Source organism: Neorhizobium tunisiense, assembly GCF_039631515.1.
Lineage (GTDB): Bacteria > Pseudomonadota > Alphaproteobacteria > Rhizobiales > Rhizobiaceae > Neorhizobium.
In genome coordinates, this window is sequence record NZ_JBDIUU010000002.1 from 473,427 (window position 1) to 488,825 (window position 15,399).

Annotated in this window: 13 protein-coding genes and 1 other RNA gene; 9 read left to right on the top strand and 5 right to left on the bottom strand. The window is 60.4% G+C overall.

Going from position 1 to position 15,399, the window contains the following annotated elements; all coding sequences use genetic code 11:
• Positions 1-102: 102 nt before the first annotated feature.
• Entirely contained in the window at positions 103-1,305 is a 1,203-nt protein-coding gene (locus ABCW43_RS11320) for a phosphoglycerate kinase (protein ID WP_345924303.1), read from the bottom strand.
• 227 nt (positions 1,306-1,532) lie between these two features.
• The gene (locus ABCW43_RS11325) at positions 1,533-3,380 is read right to left on the bottom strand and encodes a potassium/proton antiporter (protein WP_345924305.1); all 1,848 of its coding nucleotides are present in this window, start codon (positions 3,378-3,380) and stop codon (positions 1,533-1,535) included.
• 1,351 nt (positions 3,381-4,731) lie between these two features.
• On the opposite strand from ABCW43_RS11325, the gene ABCW43_RS11330 reads away from it, so the two are divergent.
• From ABCW43_RS11330 to dcd, 3 genes are read left to right on the top strand one after another with little or no spacing between them, the layout of a single operon-like run.
• Positions 4,732-5,175 (top strand): hypothetical protein, encoded by a 444-nt coding sequence (locus tag ABCW43_RS11330; protein ID WP_345924307.1) that lies wholly within the window; start codon positions 4,732-4,734, stop codon positions 5,173-5,175.
• Complete coding sequence (locus ABCW43_RS11335) at positions 5,159-6,421, top strand: hypothetical protein (protein ID WP_345924309.1); 1,263 nt, start codon at positions 5,159-5,161, stop codon at positions 6,419-6,421. The genes ABCW43_RS11330 and ABCW43_RS11335 overlap by 17 nt, the downstream gene beginning before the upstream one ends.
• A complete protein-coding gene (dcd, locus tag ABCW43_RS11340; protein ID WP_345924311.1) occupies positions 6,414-7,010 on the top strand; it encodes a dCTP deaminase in 597 nt (198 codons plus the stop codon). Before ABCW43_RS11335 ends, dcd begins: the two co-directional genes overlap by 8 nt.
• A gap of 400 nt (positions 7,011-7,410) precedes the next feature.
• Here the strand turns inward: dcd and gap are convergent, their stop codons facing one another.
• Positions 7,411-8,421 carry a type I glyceraldehyde-3-phosphate dehydrogenase gene (gene gap, locus ABCW43_RS11345; protein WP_046640891.1) on the bottom strand — a complete coding sequence of 337 codons (1,011 nt, stop codon included), beginning with the start codon at positions 8,419-8,421 and terminating at the stop codon, positions 7,411-7,413.
• Positions 8,422-8,495: 74 nt separating this feature from the next.
• Positions 8,496-10,478, bottom strand: coding sequence for a transketolase (gene tkt / locus ABCW43_RS11350; RefSeq protein ID WP_345924314.1), 1,983 nt, complete (start codon positions 10,476-10,478; stop codon positions 8,496-8,498).
• A gap of 353 nt (positions 10,479-10,831) precedes the next feature.
• Here tkt and ABCW43_RS11355 point away from each other — a divergent pair, with 353 nt between their 5' ends.
• The 6 genes from ABCW43_RS11355 to ABCW43_RS11380 all read left to right on the top strand — a co-directional run bounded on the left by ABCW43_RS11355 (position 10,832) and on the right by ABCW43_RS11380 (position 14,757).
• Positions 10,832-11,104 (top strand): DUF4164 domain-containing protein, encoded by a 273-nt coding sequence (locus ABCW43_RS11355; protein ID WP_038589375.1) that lies wholly within the window; start codon positions 10,832-10,834, stop codon positions 11,102-11,104.
• Between the two features lie 25 nt (positions 11,105-11,129).
• The gene (locus tag ABCW43_RS11360; RefSeq protein WP_345924318.1) at positions 11,130-11,507 is read left to right on the top strand and encodes a cell division protein ZapA; all 378 of its coding nucleotides are present in this window, start codon (positions 11,130-11,132) and stop codon (positions 11,505-11,507) included.
• Positions 11,508-11,572: 65 nt separating this feature from the next.
• A non-coding RNA gene (gene ssrS / locus ABCW43_RS11365) (6S RNA) lies at positions 11,573-11,731 on the top strand.
• Between the two features lie 316 nt (positions 11,732-12,047).
• Positions 12,048-13,331, top strand: coding sequence for a hemolysin family protein (locus ABCW43_RS11370; protein ID WP_345924320.1), 1,284 nt, complete (start codon positions 12,048-12,050; stop codon positions 13,329-13,331).
• Positions 13,331-13,930 (top strand): 5-formyltetrahydrofolate cyclo-ligase, encoded by a 600-nt coding sequence (locus ABCW43_RS11375; RefSeq protein WP_345925431.1) that lies wholly within the window; start codon positions 13,331-13,333, stop codon positions 13,928-13,930. Before ABCW43_RS11370 ends, ABCW43_RS11375 begins: the two co-directional genes overlap by 1 nt.
• A 2-nt stretch (positions 13,931-13,932) precedes the next feature.
• The gene (locus ABCW43_RS11380; protein WP_038589350.1) at positions 13,933-14,757 is read left to right on the top strand and encodes a TIGR00282 family metallophosphoesterase; all 825 of its coding nucleotides are present in this window, start codon (positions 13,933-13,935) and stop codon (positions 14,755-14,757) included.
• A 43-nt stretch (positions 14,758-14,800) separates the two neighbouring features.
• Here the strand turns inward: ABCW43_RS11380 and ABCW43_RS11385 are convergent, their stop codons facing one another.
• On the bottom strand, positions 14,801-15,232 hold the full coding sequence (locus tag ABCW43_RS11385; protein WP_345924322.1) for a type II toxin-antitoxin system VapC family toxin: 432 nt from the start codon (positions 15,230-15,232) through the stop codon (positions 14,801-14,803).
• Positions 15,233-15,399 lie beyond the last annotated feature (167 nt).

Consider the following 15,399-nt stretch of genomic DNA (forward strand, 5'->3'; position numbering starts at 1 on the left):
GAATTCATTTCAATCGTTTAAAACATCTAAAATATTTTAAACCCGTTAACTTCAGAGCGCGCCGCCCTATATGCGCGCGCTCTGATTCCGAGAGATGACAGATCAGGCCGTCTTGATCAGCACCGAGACGCCCGGCAGTTCCTTGCCTTCCATCCATTCCAGGAACGCGCCGCCGGCGGTCGAGACATAGGAGAAGTCGTCGGCGGCGCCTGCGTGATTGAGGGCCGCGACCGTATCGCCGCCGCCTGCCACGGAGGTGAGCTTGCCGGCCTTGGTCTGCTCTGCCGCATGCTTGGCGGCAGCGACCGTCGCCTTGTCGAAGGGTTCGATCTCGAAGGCGCCGAGCGGGCCGTTCCAGACGAGCGTCGAGGCCCTGGAGATCCATTCGTTGACGGCTGCCACCGACTTCGGCCCGACGTCGAGCATCATGGCATCCGCCGGGATCGCGTTGATATCCACCACTTCATTGGCGGCACCGGCCTTGAACTCGCGGGCGACGACGCCATCGACCGGCAGCACGATGGCGCAATTGGACGCTTTCGCTTCCGCCATGATCTTGCGGGCGGTTTCGGCGAGGTCGTGCTCGCAGAGCGACTTGCCGACGTCGATGCCCTGTGCCGCGATGAAGGTGTTGGCCATGCCGCCGCCGATCACCAGCGCATCGACCCGTTTCACGAGGTTCTGCAGCAGGTCGATCTTGGTGGAAACCTTGGCGCCGCCGACGATGGCGACGACCGGGCGGGCCGGATTGCCGAGGCCCTTTTCGAGCGCTTCGAGTTCTTCCTGCATGGTGCGGCCGGCATAGGCGGGCAGGTGATGGGCCAGCCCTTCCGTCGAGGCATGGGCGCGGTGGGCGGCGGAGAAGGCGTCGTTGACGAAGATATCGCCGTTTTTGGCGAGCGCCTCGGTGAAGCCCGGATCGTTCTTTTCCTCACCCTTGTGGAAACGGGTGTTTTCGAGCAGCAGGATGTCGCCGTTCTTCATGTGGGCGATTGCCTGTTCGGCTTCCGGACCGATGCAATCGGAAGCGAAGAGGATCTTCTGGCCGAGCACCTGGTTGACGGCGGAGACGATCAGCGACAGCGACATGTCGGCGACCGGCTCACCCTTCGGGCGGCCGAAATGGGCAAGCAGGATGACCTTGGCGCCCTTCCTGGCAAGTTCCAGGATGGTCGGCGCGACGCGCTCGATGCGGGTCGCGTCGGTGACCTTGCCGTCGGCAACGGGAACGTTGAGATCGACGCGCACGAGCACGCGCTTGGCTGCGATATCGGTGAGGTCGTCAAGGGTTTTGAAGGCCGGCATGATGCTAATCCATTTACTCGGAAAGTTCGTAGCGGACCTTACTATGCCTGACCGGCGACGCAAGACGATTGGTTGCAGCGATCTCTATTCCGTCTGTCGCGGATACGCGGCATGCCAATTCTACTGCGATCATGCAGCGGGGGGAGGATTTTATTCGAGCTCTTGCCGACGAGGCCCGCAAAGGCTGCGGGCAGGAATGCCTGCGCTCCGGCTGAGCTTTCGTCACTCTATGCCGGACCTTCCGGCGGAACGGCACCCGGCTTCACCGGCACGTGCTTGCCACGGTATTTGCGCACCAGATCGCGGACGCGGTGGGCGATCTCGCGCATGTTGATGAAGATCGGCAGGTTGGTCGCCGGCTCCACCGGTTCCAGCGAGATGCCGATGCTGCGGACATGTTCGTGCTCGTCGAGTTCGCGCACGATCAGGATGATCGAGCCGAAGCGGATGCGGTCGGCATAATCCACCCGGCCGCCGAGCCGCGACGTCATGAGGTCGCCGACGGTCATGTTCTGCTCGTTGGCGGAGAGCAGGCCCGGCCCGTAGGCCGCGTCGAGTTCCTTGGCGGGCCTCGCCGGCGAGATCGCAAACGCGCCGAAAAATTCCGCGTCGTCCTCGTCGACCGGCACCTGGCTTGCGAAGATGCGGTCGAGCAGTTTCGAGTAGGCGGGCGAGATGAACAGGTAGACCTGGTCGTTTTCCTTCAGCCGGCCGGCATATTGGTAACGCATGCTGCGGCCGTCGCGGATGACCAGCGACGGCATCGCCCAGCGGGGGATGCGTTCGCCCTGCAGGATCGGGCTGTCCTTCATGACGCGGTAGGAGATCAGCTCATGATGGGCGGTGCCCGGCAGGTCGAGCTCGATCTTGTCGACGGCGCCGATGCGCGGCGGAATGATGAGGCCGAGCTTCTGGGCGACCGGCTTGATCGTCCAGCCCTGGACGAGGAGGGAGACCAGCACGATGATGAAGGTGACGTTGAAGAAGAGTTGCCCGTTCTCGACGCCGCTCAAGACCGGCATGATCGCCAGCAGGATGGAGACGGCGCCGCGCAGGCCGACCCAGGCGAGGAAGCTGGTTTCCTGCTGGGTGAAGTCATAGGGCAGCAGGCTCAGCCACACCGCGATCGGCCGGGCGACGAAGATCAGGAACAGCGCCAGCCCGATCGCCGGCAGAAGGATGGCCGGGAATTGCGAGGGCGTGGCGAGCAGGCCGAGCACCAGGAACATGATGATCTGCGCAAGCCAGGTCAGCCCCTCGTTGAAGCGGATGATCTGGGGTTTTGCGAACATCTTGCGGTTGCCGGAATAGATGCCGGCCACATAGACCGCCAGGAAGCCGCTGCCGCCCATGGCGCCCGTGAAGGAAAAGACGAGAAGCGCCAGCGTCAGCACGAAGATCGGCGCCAGGCCGCGGTCGGAGGTGAAGCGGTTCAGCACCCAGACGATCATCATGCCGCCCAACAGGCCGCAGATGACGCCGAGCCCCATTTCCTCGACGAACAGCAAAAGGAAGTGCAGGTCGAGGCCGGAAAGGCCCTGGCCGGTCGCCAGAAGTTCGGCGAGCGCGATCGTCAGGAAGATCGCCATCGGATCGTTGGTGCCGGACTCGACCTCGAGCGTCGAGCGCACCTTGTCGCGGATGTTGATGCCGCTGACGCGCAGCAGGAAGAAGACCGCCGCCGCGTCGGTCGAGGCGACGATCGATCCCAGCAGCAGGCCTTCCAGCCAGTTGAAGTTGAGGAGGATCATCGCGCCGACGGCGAAGATGCCGGTCGTCAGCAGCACCCCGACCGACGCAAGCGTGATCGCCGGCGCCGCGGCAAGGCGAAACGAGTGGATGGGGGTCATGAAGCCGGAATCGAACAGCACGATCGCCAGCGCCAGCGAGCCCAGCATGAAGGTGAAGGAATAGTTCTCGAACTGGATGCCGAGGCCGTCGACGCCGGCGAGCAGGCCGATCGACAGGAAGATCAGCAGGAGGGGAGCGCCGAAGCGGAAGGCGAGGAGGCTCGAAAGAGCAGCCGCCAGCACCAGGACCGTGCCGACCAGCAGGACGATATAAAAAGCCTCCACCTAAAGTCCCTTCCTTCGCACCTCTTGCCGACACCATCCCCGCCCGCAGCCCCGGAAACCGGAACTGTGCCACGCCGCAACACGGCCATGCAAGAATGGGGCAGATCCCGGCCGAGGGCCAGGCGAATCGACTGATCGATTAGGCGGGAACAATTCCGGCAAGAGAAGGGCAGGGCCGGAAAAAAGACGGACGCGTGCCTTGGTGCCGATGGCTTTTCACTTTCTGCCCAGCGTCTTGTCCCAAAACCGGTGCCCACTTTTGGGGACGCTGGATGATCGGAGAGCCCACACGAATGCGGAACCTCATAGTAAATAATAGTATGGCTCCGCATTCGCGTGGCCTTCGGCGTTTTCTCGGGGTGTCCTGCCCCTACAGGTGATCACCTCGCCTCGCTGCGTGGCTGTGTTCGCGGCTTCCTTTCGGGAAACCTTGCCACTTGCACGGCTCAACCGAACCCGGCCCGGCGGCCAGGGGGAGGCTTGATAGGGTTGGGGTTGCCCCTGACCCATGGCTTTCACCTCTTCCACCATCCCCGCACGTTACGGTTCCAATGAAAGCGCCGGCCCCCGCCTGCCCGCGAACGTCTCGCGAAACACTCCGGTGGTGGGAGCGAGGGGATTGTAGGCATGGGTTGGAGGGGTGGGGATGAGCGGAGGTGAAAATTTGTGGCGCGTGGTAGTCCAGAACGTTGCCTTGGTCCCTCGGAAGCGAAGGTATTCCGGGCGTGACGAAAAACAGGTGCCTAAAAGGGCATTGTCCTTTGTCTTGACTGTCCCGTTGCGAAATTAGAGCCTTGCGGCTGCAAAACTGCTGCAACAAATTACGTCCGCAAAGGTATACCCCTGCGGACAAGGTGCCCCCCCGCCTTATGTCCTTCCGGGCATGGCGAAGGCTGGCAAAGAGAGATCGTAGGCGTGCCGGATCAGAATTTTGACACACCAGACTAGCAGCACCCCATGGGGAAGGGGCCGCACGAAAGGTCTTAAATACTCCCTCGTATTTTTTTGGTTTCCTACCGCATTATGGCGGACAAACTGAAAGCCATGATAGCAGCGAATTAGGCCTGCGAGAGTGCTGTCGCTCCGCTTGAAAATGAAATGCAGCAATCCGCTGCCGTACATATGAGCACCATGGAAACAGGCGCAATAGAGTGCTTGAAATAGAGGGGCGCACTCATATTTGCATATCCAGTCTGGCACACGCTAGGCAATATAGCATTCAGCCACACTCATTATGAGATCCATCGCGATGGAAAGACAGGATTCGAAAAGTGTTGTTCCTTAATCAATTTCGTGCATTGACGAAGAAATCGCGACGCAGATAGGGTTTCCGCAAACCTAGGAGGTTTTCATGCAAACCGATCCGAGATTAGAGACCATAGACTTTCCTTCTTTAGCACTCGATGCCGCAATCCAATTGGATCACCTCGAAAAGCACAAAGATGCCGATCTTGAGGTCATATCGACGTTTGGAAAGTATTTGGCATCACCATCAGGCAATGCTCCGACGGCAGGATTATTTGCGCTAAGTGAAAATCCTGTAAATGTAGAAATACTAAACTCTGCATTTTACAGCGTCGAAGGTACGGCATCGACAAATATGAAGGAACTCGAAGGCAAGCTGAAAACTCTCGTCAAGAGTGTAAGTGACGTTGGGTCTGGCGCAAGCGCAGACGAAAGCGTTGTAGCAGCACTTAAGAGGTTTTGTCTGTCTCTTCATAGAGTTCTCTTAGACGACTTGGCACCCGCTGCGGATGATGAATGGATGCCGATCCACGATGCCCGTTTCGCTTGACCTCGATTTAGTTAAGCAAAAGCTGCATGCTGTGCTCGAACAGATAAAGCAGCTGCAGTCGTCCGAGTTTCCCTACGAAGAGCCTAAGGCCGCTCTAGGGTTGCTGACAGAGATCTATAAGTCTGACCTTGGCAGACTGTCGAAGATGGACGCAACAACCGATATACAAATCCGGCAACAGGCGTGTGCTCACGCCAACGCTCACATTGCGCGTTACTACTCTGTACTCGGGTTTATCCTGCGATCAACGAACGTCAGAAACGCGTTCGAGATGTACGATCCACTTTTGCAATTGTGCCTGAAGATCTATGGCGGCGATGCAAAGCTAATAATTAGCTCCGAATGGCAATTCTCGCCTTTCACTTATCCCGCTGTTACGGATGATTTGCCGCATCTCATGTTTATAGGCCTCCCCTCCACTGAGGCGAGTAACCCGTTGATCATTCCGTTGGCAGGGCACGAAATTGGACATTCAATTTGGCGAAAAAAGAAGGGGAGAAGCACCGCGCTCGGCGGCCTAGATATGAAGCTTCAGCAGAAACTTGTTGAAGCCTACACAAATAACTGGAAAGACTTTCAGAGAATATTCAATATATCAAATAGCCACGCTGACCTTTTGTCGGACTTATTTCTTCGGAATATCTGGACACAATCTTATAAGCTTGCCATTCGGCAGGTTGAGGAGATATTTTGCGATCTGATTGGCCTGAGAATATTTGGGGAAAGTTTTCTTTATTCATTCATATACTTAATCGCCCCCAATATTGGTGATCGCGCACCCCATTATCCGACCCTTGCGGCGCGTGTAAGTGCCCTAGAGGCAGCATGCGCAAGCTATTTAGTCGAGTTGCCACCCGGCTTCACTTCCTTCTTTCTTGATCCGCCTAAGAGAATACCCACTGCTGACGAATTTGTGCTGAAGATGGCTGATTCGGCGTCTGAGGCATTAACAGCCGACCTCATTGACGCTGTTCGAGTTCATATTCAATCGAGTGGGTTATCCCTACCATCTGATGCTGAGAGAGACAGGATCATACAGCATTTTTGCGCACTCTCTCCAGCTTCAGGAATAAAATCTTTAGGTGACATGATCAATGCTGGCTGGAAGGTGCGTTTAGACTGGAGGCTGTGGGGGGCTTTCAACTTTAGCGAACAGACCAGACTAGAAGTTTTGAACGATCTTGTCTTCAAAACCATGGAGGTACTTGAGTACGAAACCAAGACGCAAGGGGTGAAAAATGCTTAGCAGTACGGGTCTGTCAGCTAGACTTAATCTTGCCGCAACTGCTGATGCGGGAATGCTGTCAATCGTCCCGGCTCCTGACCTTAAACGGCTCTCCAACACTGGAGCAGCTTCTATCGACTTGCGTCTCGGACGTTGGTTTAGGACAATGCGACACGCACGGACAGAAGTCCTCAAGGTTAGTGGCGTTGAGGACGAACCCGTTCCAACTAAAGAACATTTCGTCAGGTTCGGCGAACGCTTCATACTACATCCACGAAACTTCGTGTTAGGTATCACTCTTGAATGGCTTCGCCTTCCCTCTGACTTGGCAGGATATGTCACCGGAAAATCTTCTTTAGGAAGACGAGGATTGATTATCGAAACGGCCGCTGGAATACAGCCTGGATTCGCAGGATGTTTAGCACTCGAATTGAGCAACGTTGGTGAAGTACCGATAGCTCTTCTACCGGGCATGGAGGTTTGTCAGATCTTCCTGCACGAGGTTGGGCCTGATCCAAAGTTCGCTCAAAGCCAGTTCACGGGAAGGCGTAAGCCGGTGCTAGGGTCTGTTAGGACAGACAACATCTTAAATAGCCTGAGCAAGAAGTAAGCCATAAACTCAACAGTACAAAGCTTATGCGCATTGCATCACTAACGGCATGAAGGCCCCTTGAGATGTTGCATGGCGAATTGCGTTGTGCGATGCATAGACACAAAAGGGGGACATCGTGTCCCCCTAGGCATCCCTGAAAGCCCGGCATCTAAGGCTTTTGAGTGATGGTGGGCGCTCCCTCCGGGCCTACTCAATTTCATATCGCCCCTAAAGCCGACGTGGAAATCTGCCTCCGTTTTCGGTTAAAGCGGCTGTGAGTGCTTAACGGCTGTCGGCGTTTGCCGTGGACGCAAAGCCAGCATCTCCTCGCCGACCCTCCTCGACAAACAAAAAACCCCTCCCTTGCGGGAGGGGGCAACACCCTGCCGATACCGCCCGAAGGCAGCCTCAACAATCCTCAGATCAGCTTCGAGAACGCCACGGCCGTGTCGGCCATGCGGTTCGAGAAGCCCCATTCGTTGTCGTACCAGGTGAGGATGCGGACGAAATTGCCTTCGAGCACCTTGGTCTGGTCGATCGCGAAGATCGAGGAATGGCTGTCGTGGTTGAAGTCGCGGGAGACGAGCGGCTCTTCGGTGTAACCGAGGATGCCCTTCAGCGCGCCGTTGGACGCGGCCTTGATCGCGTCGTTGACTTCGGCGACCGTGGTCGTCTTCTTGGCGACGAACTTGAAGTCGACGACCGAGACGTTCGGGGTCGGCACGCGGATCGAGGTGCCGTCGAGCTTGCCCTTGAGGTGCGGCAGGACCAGGCCGACGGCCTTGGCCGCACCCGTCGAGGTCGGGATCATCGAGAGCGCTGCAGCGCGGGCGCGATAAAGGTCCTTGTGCATCGTGTCGAGGGTCGGCTGGTCGCCCGTGTAGGAGTGGATCGTGGTCATGAAGCCATGATCGATGCCGATCGCGTCGTCGAGGACCTTGACCACCGGGACCAGGCAGTTGGTGGTGCAGGACGCGTTGGAGATGACCAGGTGTTCCCGGGTCAGCTGATCGTGGTTGACGCCGAAGACGACGGTGAGGTCTGCGCCGTCGGCAGGCGCCGAGACGATGACGCGCTTGGCGCCGGCGGTCAGGTGGAGGGCCGCCTTGTCACGGGCGGTGAAGATGCCCGTGCATTCGAGCGCGATATCGACGCCGAGTTCGCCATGCGGCAGGGTCGCCGGGTCCTTGATCGCGGTCACCTTGATCGGCTTGCCGCCGCCGACGGCAATCGTGTCGCCCTCGACCTTCACTTCGGCCGGGAATTTGCCGTGGATGGAATCGTAGCGGAGCAGATGGGCATTGGTCTCGACCGGGCCGAGGTCGTTGATGGCGACGACTTCGATGTCGGTGCGGCCGGATTCGACGATTGCGCGCAGGACGTTGCGGCCGATGCGGCCAAAGCCGTTGATGGCAACTTTTACAGTCATGTCATTCTCCCGAAAATGTGCGGTCTGTCTTGGCGGGGCGCGCTAGACGCGCCCCTTTCACGGTCTGTCTTTGCTCAGGCGAGCTGTTTTTCGGCTGCGGCTACAACCGCCTCCGCAGTGATGCCGAAGTGCTTGAAGAGGTCCTTGGCGGGGCCCGAGGCGCCGAAGGACTTCATGCCGATGAAGGTGCCGTTCGGGCCGATGAAGTGATCCCATCCTTCGCGCACCGCCGCTTCGACGGCGATCTTGACCGGCGAATTGCCGATGACCGCGGTCTGGTAGGATTCCGGCTGTTCGAAGAAGAGCTCGACGCAGGGGACGGAAACGACGCGGGTCGCGATGCCCTTGCCGTCCAGCGTCGCCTGCGCCTTCAGCGCCAGTTCGACTTCGGAGCCCGACGCGAAGATCGTCACCTTGGCGTCGGCCGCCGAGACCAGTTCGTAGGCGCCCTGGGCGCAGAGGTTCTTCTCTTCATAGGTCTTGCGAGCAGGCGCCAGGTTCTGGCGGGTCAGCGCCAGGCCGGACGGGCGGTGCTTTTCCTTGAGCGCCAGCTGCCAGCATTCGGCCGTCTCGGTCTCGTCGGCCGGGCGGAACATCAAGAGGTTCGGAATGGCGCGAAGTGCCGCGATCTGCTCGACCGGCTGGTGGGTCGGGCCGTCTTCGCCGACGCCGATCGAATCATGCGTCCAGACGTGCACGACGCGGATGCCCATCAGGGCTGCGAGGCGGACGGACGGACGGCAGTAATCCGAGAAGATCAGGAAGCCGCCGGAATAGGGGATCAGGCCGCCATGCAGCGAGATGCCGTTCATGGCAGCGGCCATCGCGTGCTCGCGGATGCCCCAGTGCATGTAGCGGCCGGAGAAATCGGTCGGGGTGATCGACTTCATCTGGCTGGTCTTGGTGTTGTTCGACGGCGTCAGGTCAGCCGAGCCGCCGAGCGTTTCGATGACGATGCCGTTGATGACTTCGAGCGCATCCTCGGACGCCTTGCGGGTGGCGACCGTCGGGTTGTTCTCGGCGATCCTCTTCTTGAAGGCGTCGATGGCGCTGTCGAAATTGCCCGGCAGGTCGCCGGCGAAGCGGCGCACGAATTCGGCCTTCTTGCCGGTTTCGGTTGCAGCGAGGCGCTCTTCCCAGTCCTTGCGGGTCTTGGTCGAGCGCAGGCCGGCAAGGCGCCAGGCGTCGAGAACGTCGGCCGGAACGGTGAAGGCTTCCGCCTCCCAGTTCAGCGCCTGCCGAGCGGCGGCGATTTCCTCGGCGCCAAGAGGCGAACCGTGGACCTTGTGGGTGCCCTGCTTGTTGGGGGCGCCGAAGCCGATGATGGTTTTGCAGGCGATGAAGGTCGGGCGGTCGGACTTCTGGGCGGCTTCGATGGCGGAGGCGATCTGGTCGACGTCGTGGCCGTCGATCTCGATCGTGTTCCAGTGGGCGGACTTGAAGCGCATCACCTGGTCGGTCGAGTCCGACAGCGACACGGCGCCGTCGATGGTGATCGAATTGTTGTCCCAGAAGAGCACGAGCTTGTTGAGCTTCAGGTGGCCGGCAAGCGCGATCGCTTCCTGGCTGATGCCTTCCATCAGGCAGCCGTCGCCGCACAGCGCGTAGGTGAAATGGTTCTGCAGGTCGGAGCCGAATTCCTCTTCCAGTTTGCGCTCGGCGATCGCCATGCCGACGGCATTGGCGATGCCCTGGCCGAGCGGGCCGGTGGTGGTCTCGATGCCCGAGGCATGGCCGTATTCCGGATGGCCGGCGGTCTTGGAGCCGAGCTGGCGGAACTGCTTCAAATCCTCCATCGTCATGTCCTCGTAGCCGGTGAGGAACAGCAGCGAATAAAGCAGCATGGAACCGTGGCCGGCCGACAGCACGAAACGGTCGCGGTCCGGCCAGAGCGGGTTCTTCGGATCGAATTTCAGAAAGCGGGTGAACAGGACGGTCGCGATGTCGGCAGCGCCCATCGGCAGGCCGGGATGGCCGGAATTGGCCTTCTCTACAGCATCCATGGCAAGGAATCGGATCGCGTTCGCCATCCGGTTATGTTTGTCGAGAGAGGTCATGGCTAATCCGCTTTTTACGGGTGTCGGTCACGGTCCGCGCGGGACCACTTGAGGGGTGGCCCGGGGACCACCTGAGAGCGGCTGATCCTTAGCAGGTGCAACGCGCAAGTCAACAAAAGCGCCGCCTTTGCGAAGGGGTGATGACGAACTTTCCTGCAGCCTGCCTGAATTGTAAGCAGCAGGTGGCAGCCTGTGTCGAGCGACAGAAACATGGGGGACGATCCACAGTTAGGACACTTTTGAAGGACCTGGATTGATTGACCGGCTTGCGGGCGGTGAATAGTCTTCGGCCCGTGTTGGAGAGGCCGGTCGCATCGATTCGGCGCATTTCGCGTATCGACAGGAAGCTTCGGATGCCGTCGGAAAAGACGATCGACATGGTGATTTCGGAACTCAGGGCGGCGATCGGCGGTCTGGAGAGCGCCGTCGATGCGCGCATCGAGCGTCAGCGGGAAACCCAAGACGTGGAAGGCGAGGTTCGCCGCGTGCACGCGGACCGGGCACGTCTGGCGCAGGAACTCGACCAGTCGCAATTCCGCGCCAATCGGCTGGAAGAAGTCAACCGGGAAGTCTCGCGGCGCCTGGTGACGGCGATGGAAACCATCCGCGCCGTGCTCGATCGCTGACGCGCCAAGATCAAAAGGGAATGCCATGGCCCAGGTAACGGTGATGATCGACGGCAAGGCCTATCGCATGGCCTGCGAGGAAGGGCAGGAAGATCACCTGACCGAACTCGCCGACCGGTTCGACCGTTATGTCGGACATCTCAAAGGCCAGTTCGGCGAGATCGGCGATCTGCGCATCACCGTGATGGCCGGCATCATGATCATGGACGAGCTTTCGGAGATGACCCGCAAGCTTGGCCTGCTCGAGGCAGAGGTCGCGTCGCTCAAGTCCAATCGCGACGGGGCGCTCGAAAACCAGCAACGCAACGAGCAACTCGTGGTCTCGGCGCTCGGCGAGCTCGCTTCGCGACTGGATGGCCTGACCGCCAAGCTCAACGGCCGCGCGTCGGCGCAGGTGAACTGATCCGAAGTCGATAATAAAGGCTTTCCGCCACTGGTGCGGACTGGCAATCGCACATATATTGGCGGCGCGGTCTGCGCCTCACGACAGGAACCACAATCCCTGGGGCCATACTCGATCCAAAGGGAGCTGTCCCTGGCCAGGCCCGTGGGCTTGGACACACGGCGCCCACCTACGTTTGTAGGCACCCAGGATCGTAAACATCCATCGGTTGCCGTGGATCGCACTTATTCTTCCTCCGATCTCAGGCGTTTCCCCCGACCGACCGGCTTCGCGCGGGCGGATGATCGGGCTGCCCGCGCCGTTTCCGTGACGGTCGAAGCCCTTCATTTTGTTCCCGCCATTGCAATGCCCGCATGGCGACCTTATGATTTCCGGATGCGCGTGAAGGTGCATAGCTCCGAGAACCAGCCCGGTTTTCTGAACTGTGCGCGAAACGTCGCGGACGAAGCGCCTTTGGCGCGGTCGGATGGATGCGGGCGCTCCTCGGAGCGGCACATCCGTTTCGCGTGCAGGCATATTGTTCCAATCAAAGAGCTTCTCTTGTTAACCGAAATACTCATCGTCATTGCCCTCACCGTCCTGAACGGTGTCCTCGCGATGTCGGAACTTGCCGTCGTCTCCTCCCGTCCGGTGCGGCTCCGGATCATGGCCGAGCAGGGCAATCGCGGCGCGGCAACCGCCATACGGCTCGCCGAAGACCCCGGCCGCTTCCTTTCCTCCGTCCAGATCGGCATCACGCTGGTCGGCGTGCTGTCCGGCGCATTCTCGGGCGCCACGCTCGGCGCGCGGCTGACCACCTGGTTCGAAGCGCAGGGCATGGCGGGCAACCTCGCCGACTGGCTGGGCGTCGGCACCGTCGTCGTTTTCATCACCTACCTGTCGCTGATCGTCGGCGAACTGGTGCCGAAGCAGATAGCGCTACGCGCGCCGGAGGCGGTAGCCGCCCGTGTAGCACCCGCCATGAAAATGCTGGCGACGGTCGGCGCGCCGATCGTCTGGTTGCTCGATGTCTCCGGCCGGCTCGTCCTGAGCCTGCTCGGCCAGCGGGGCGAGCAGGGCGACCGCGTCACCGACGAGGAAATCCGCACCGTGCTTGCCGAGGCCCAGAGCGCCGGCGTTATCGAGACGGAGGAATCGGCAATGATCTCCGGCGTCATGCGGCTTGCCGACCGCACCGCGCGCGGCCTGATGACGCCGCGCCGCGATGTCGAGGTCATCGATATCGAAGACGGCCCGGACGAAATCCGCGAGCAGCTTCGCGCCACCCAGCGATCCCGCCTGCCGATCCGCAACGGCAGTTCGGACGAGATCATGGGTACGCTTTTTGTCAAGGACGCCTATGACTTCATCGCCGGCGGAAAGACGCTCGACATCCGCGGCATCATGCGCGAGGCGCCCGTCGTCTCCGACCTGACCGGCGCGCTCGACGTCATCCAGGCGCTTCGCCGGGCGCCCGCCCATATGGTGCTGGTCTATGACGAATACGGCCATTTCGAAGGCATCATCACGTCAGGCGACATCCTCGAGGCGATTACCGGCGTCTTCCAGGAGGAAGAGGACGAAGAACCTGCGATCGTCGCCCGCGACGACGGTTCGTTCCTGATCGCCGGCTGGATGCCCGTCGATGAATTCGCCGACCAGATGGGGTTTTCGCTCGGCGACGATCCGGGTTACGAGACGGTCGCGGGCTTCGTGCTCGACGAGATGAAGCGCCTGCCGGAACTCGGCGAGAGCTTCACCAAGAACGGCTGGACCTTCGAGGTCATCGACCTCGACGGCCGCCGCATCGACAAACTGCTGGTCAGGCGGACCGACAAGGTATGATGGACGTCTTGAAGACCAAGGCGGAGCTTCGTGCCGGGCGGCTCGCCGCACGGGACGGCATTGCGCCGGTCGAGCGCATCGAGAAGAGCCTGGCCATCGCGTCGCTTGGGGCAGAGGCAATCAGCCTCGACGCCGGCACGATCGTTTCGGGTTTCCTGCCGATCCGGTCGGAAGTCGATCTGCGGCCGCTGATGGCGCATCTCAGAGACCGCAGCGCGCGGCTCTGCGTGCCTGTCATCCTCGACAAGCAGACGATCGTTTTTCGCGAGCTGGTGCGCGGTGCCGAGCTGGTGCCGGGCGTGTTCGGCACGTTCGGGCCGGGGCCCGACGCGGCGGAGCTTGAGCCGCAGGTGATGCTGGTGCCGCTCTCCGCCTTCGATGCCGCGGGGCACCGGATCGGCTACGGCGGCGGTTATTATGACCGGGCGATCCATCGCCTGCAGCAAAAAGGCCTGAACCCGAGGCTGATCGGGATTGCCTTCGACTGCCAGGAAGTGGCATCTGTTCCCGCTGAACCTCACGATATCAGACTAAACGCTGTCCTGACGGAGAGCGGTTACCGGCCCTTCGAAGATATGGGCCGCGCACAGATTGGATAAGAATGCGCCTTTTGTTCCTGGGTGACATGGTGGGCAAGACCGGCCGCGTGGCGGTGTGGGAAAAGCTGCCCGGCCTCGTCGCCGACCTGAAGCTCGATTTCGTCATCGTCAACGGCGAGAATGCCGCCGGCGGCTTCGGCATTACCGAGGATATCTTTCTCGAGACGATCAATGCCGGCGCCGACGTGGTGACGACCGGCAACCATGTCTGGGACCAGAAGGAGGCCGTCAGCTTCGCCGGCCGCCACGAGCAGTTCCTGCGTCCCGCCAACTATCCCGCCGGCACGCCGGGCAAGGGATCCGGCATTTTTTACGCCCGCAACGGCGCACGTATTCTGGTCGCCAACATCATGGGGCGGGTGTTCATGCATCCCGAGCTCGACGATCCCTTCAAGAGCGCCGAGACGATCCTCGCCGCAGCTCCCCTGAAGGAACAGGCGGACGCGATCATCTTCGACTTCCACGCGGAAGCGACCAGCGAAAAGCAGTGCTTCGGGCATTTCGTCGACGGCCGCGCCAGCCTGGTGGTCGGCACCCACACGCATGTGCCGACCGCCGATTGCCAGATCCTCAACGGCGGCACCGGCTACATGTCGGATGCCGGCATGTGCGGCGACTACGATAGTTCGCTCGGCATGGACAAGGAAGAACCGCTCAACCGCTTCATCTCGAAAATGCCGAAGGGCCGTTTCGAGGCGGCGACCGGACCCGCGACCATCTGCGGCCTCGGCATCGAGATTTCCGATGTGACAGGCCTTGCGGAAAAGATCGAGCCGCTCCGGATAGGGCCGCGGCTTGCGGAGACGATTCCGTCGTTCTGGCGGTGACAGAAGGACGGCTATCTTGGGCCGCCGGATAGGGGTGAACATCTCAGCATACGATCACTTCGAGATATTCGGGTGAGGCGAGATCCAGCATGACGGTATCGCGCGTTATGATGGGGACGTTCTTGATCCGTGCGGTGGCGATCAGGTAGCAATCGCCCGGATCCTTATGCCCGGTATCCATCACCACGGCGGCTGCCTCGCAGGCGATGCGCTGCTTGATTGGAACAATTTTCGTCCCGGTTGCTGCGACGGCCTTCGAAAACCATTGGGCCGGCGACTTTGCATCGAGATTTGGCGGGTCCCTGTGTGCCGGCTTGCGGGAAGCGATTGTCAACTCCCAGGCCGTAATTGGTGACACGTAGAGCGTCCCCGCAGTCTGGTTGTCGGCGATCGCGATGAGCGCTTCTTCCGACAGCGTCTCGACGGCCGTTACCAGCCAGTAAAACGTATGGGTATCGAGCAGCGCGCCCGGCAAGATCAGTTCTTCACGGAGAACTTACGCGACCTGATGGGTCGTCTTCAAGGGCCTGTTCGGCAATCGGCTTCGTGAGATCGACGCTCTTCTTGAGAGGGAGCTGCGACGACTTCATCGAATCGGCACCGCGCACTTCGACAAAGCGGCCGCTTTTTGAATCGCGTACC

Bases quoted from the DNA above. Each gene is read 5' to 3' on its own strand.
- ABCW43_RS11320 (WP_345924303.1), bottom strand. From the start codon at position 1,305: ATGCCGGCCTTCAAAACCCTTGACGACCTCACCGATATCGCAGCCAAG.
- ABCW43_RS11330 (WP_345924307.1), top strand. From the start codon at position 4,732: ATGCAAACCGATCCGAGATTAGAGACCATAGACTTTCCTTCTTTAGCA.
- ABCW43_RS11335 (WP_345924309.1), top strand. From the start codon at position 5,159: ATGCCCGTTTCGCTTGACCTCGATTTAGTTAAGCAAAAGCTGCATGCT.
- dcd (WP_345924311.1), top strand. From the start codon at position 6,414: ATGCTTAGCAGTACGGGTCTGTCAGCTAGACTTAATCTTGCCGCAACT.
- gap (WP_046640891.1), bottom strand. From the start codon at position 8,421: ATGACTGTAAAAGTTGCCATCAACGGCTTTGGCCGCATCGGCCGCAAC.
- tkt (WP_345924314.1), bottom strand. From the start codon at position 10,478: ATGACCTCTCTCGACAAACATAACCGGATGGCGAACGCGATCCGATTC.
- ABCW43_RS11355 (WP_038589375.1), top strand. From the start codon at position 10,832: ATGCCGTCGGAAAAGACGATCGACATGGTGATTTCGGAACTCAGGGCG.
- ABCW43_RS11360 (WP_345924318.1), top strand. From the start codon at position 11,130: ATGGCCCAGGTAACGGTGATGATCGACGGCAAGGCCTATCGCATGGCC.
- ABCW43_RS11375 (WP_345925431.1), top strand. From the start codon at position 13,331: ATGGACGTCTTGAAGACCAAGGCGGAGCTTCGTGCCGGGCGGCTCGCC.
- ABCW43_RS11380 (WP_038589350.1), top strand. From the start codon at position 13,933: ATGCGCCTTTTGTTCCTGGGTGACATGGTGGGCAAGACCGGCCGCGTG.